This window comes from Methylacidimicrobium cyclopophantes (assembly GCF_902143385.2).
GTDB lineage: Bacteria > Verrucomicrobiota > Verrucomicrobiia > Methylacidiphilales > Methylacidiphilaceae > Methylacidimicrobium > Methylacidimicrobium cyclopophantes.
On the sequence record NZ_CABFUZ020000229.1, the window covers coordinates 1 to 1765 of the forward strand.

Consider the following 1765-nt stretch of genomic DNA (forward strand, 5'->3'; position numbering starts at 1 on the left):
CGAGGCTCCTCCAGGAGCTCGGCGCAACGGGCGGCGGGATGGATCGAGATCTTTGGTTGCGGATCGCCTTCCGGCTCGACTCTCAATGGGACCATTGGCTTTTTGACGAATTTCAGGATACGAGCCGTGCGCAATGGAGAGCGTTGGACCTCCTGATCGGAGAGGTGATTCAGTCGGCGGAGGGGAGCCGCACTTTCTTTTGCGTCGGGGACGCCAAGCAGTCGATCTACGGCTGGCGTGGCGGAGATCGAAAGCTCTTTGGGGAGATCGCCTCGAGGTATGGCGAGGCCATTGAGCTTCGCCGGCTGGTTACCTCCCACCGCTCGCGTCGCGCGGTGATCGATCTCGTCAACGCGGTCTTTGGCAACGAGGCGGTTCTGAAAGAACTTTACGGGGCAGCCGGCGCGGCTTGGGCGAAGGATTGGGAGCCCCATCGCTCGGCCGTGACGGGAGAGGGAGGATATGCCTGTTATCTCGAGGCCCGACCCGTCGAGGGAGAGGGCTTTCCCGAGGAGAGCGAGGAGGAGATCGGAGCGGACGCCGAAGAGGAAGGCTCCTCTCCATTGGACGGAGCTCTGGCCAGTCTCATCCGGGAGACCATCCGGCCCTCCGAGCGGGGGCTCTCTTGCGCCGTCCTCGTCCAAACCAACGCATGGGCACGTCGATTGACGGACCGCCTGCGGAAGGAGGGGGTCGGCCCGGTATTCCTCGAAGGGGAAATTTTCCCCGGGGCGGACAACCAACTCGGGCGGCTTGTGACTGCAGCCCTCCAGAGCCTCGCCCATCCGGCGGACATGCTTGCCCGAGGGTGGTTGGAGGCTTCTCCGCTCGGTGAGCCATTTCGTCTGGAGTGGGAGAGGATCGGGTGGCGGATCCTGCACGAGAATGGTTTTCACGGCGTCGTCGAGGAGATCTTGGGGCGCATTCCCTCCTCTCTGGGGGACGCGTTTGCGAAGGAGCGGGCGAGTCTTCTGCGGGAGATGGCCTACCGATTCGACCAGACCGGTTCGCGCGACGTGGAACGATTTCTGCGCTTTTGGAAGGAGCAACCGGTTCGGCTTCCGGAGATGACCGGCACCGTCCAGGTGATGACGATCCACAAGGCCAAAGGGTTGGGCTTTGATGTCGTGGTCGTCACCGAGCTGGAGCGTCCGCTGCGCCGGCGGGGAAACCTGCTTCGGATCGAGGAGGATTCCGGCGGAGCCGGGGGCCTGCTCTTGGCGCCGGGGAAGGCGATCGTGGAAAAGATCCCCGCCCTGGCGAAAGCCGCGGAGAAAGCGGAGGAAGAGGAACGATTCGAGCGGCTCTGTCTTCTCTACGTGGCTTTGACCCGGGCGCGGCGGGAACTTTATCTCCTGGCGGAGGCTTCTGCCAAAGAGCGCGGCAAATCGGCCGGCGGGCCGGCGGCTCCCACACATCGGGAGCTCTTGCGCCGAACCCTGGCCGAGGGGCCGGTCCGCTCTCTTCGAGAGGGGAGCGGGATCGACGTCCTATTCGAGCGGGGCGAGCGTCGAAAGCTCGAGGAGCCAGGTTCCGTCCCCGTAGAGAAGGAATCCGTGCCGAGACCGGCGGAGGCATTCTCCTTCCATCCTCGCTCGGTCCGCCGGATGCCGGTCGCTCCTTCGCGCTTCGAGGAGAGAGAGCGGGGCCAAGGAGTCTTTACCCCGTTGCGATCGGCCGGGAGAAAGTGGGGCTCGTTGGTCCACGAGCTGCTTTCCCGAGTGGAAAGAGCCGATGCCGCCAGTCTCGAGCCGCTTCGGCGGAT

General features: G+C 64.5%; 1 protein-coding gene. It reads left to right on the plus strand.

The genetic code is table 11. From position 1 onward, the window contains the following. Positions 1 to 38: 38 nt before the first annotated feature. Positions 39 to 1765 (plus strand): UvrD-helicase domain-containing protein (locus FN369_RS09510; protein WP_178087794.1); only part of this gene is annotated, 1727 nt, incomplete at its 3' end.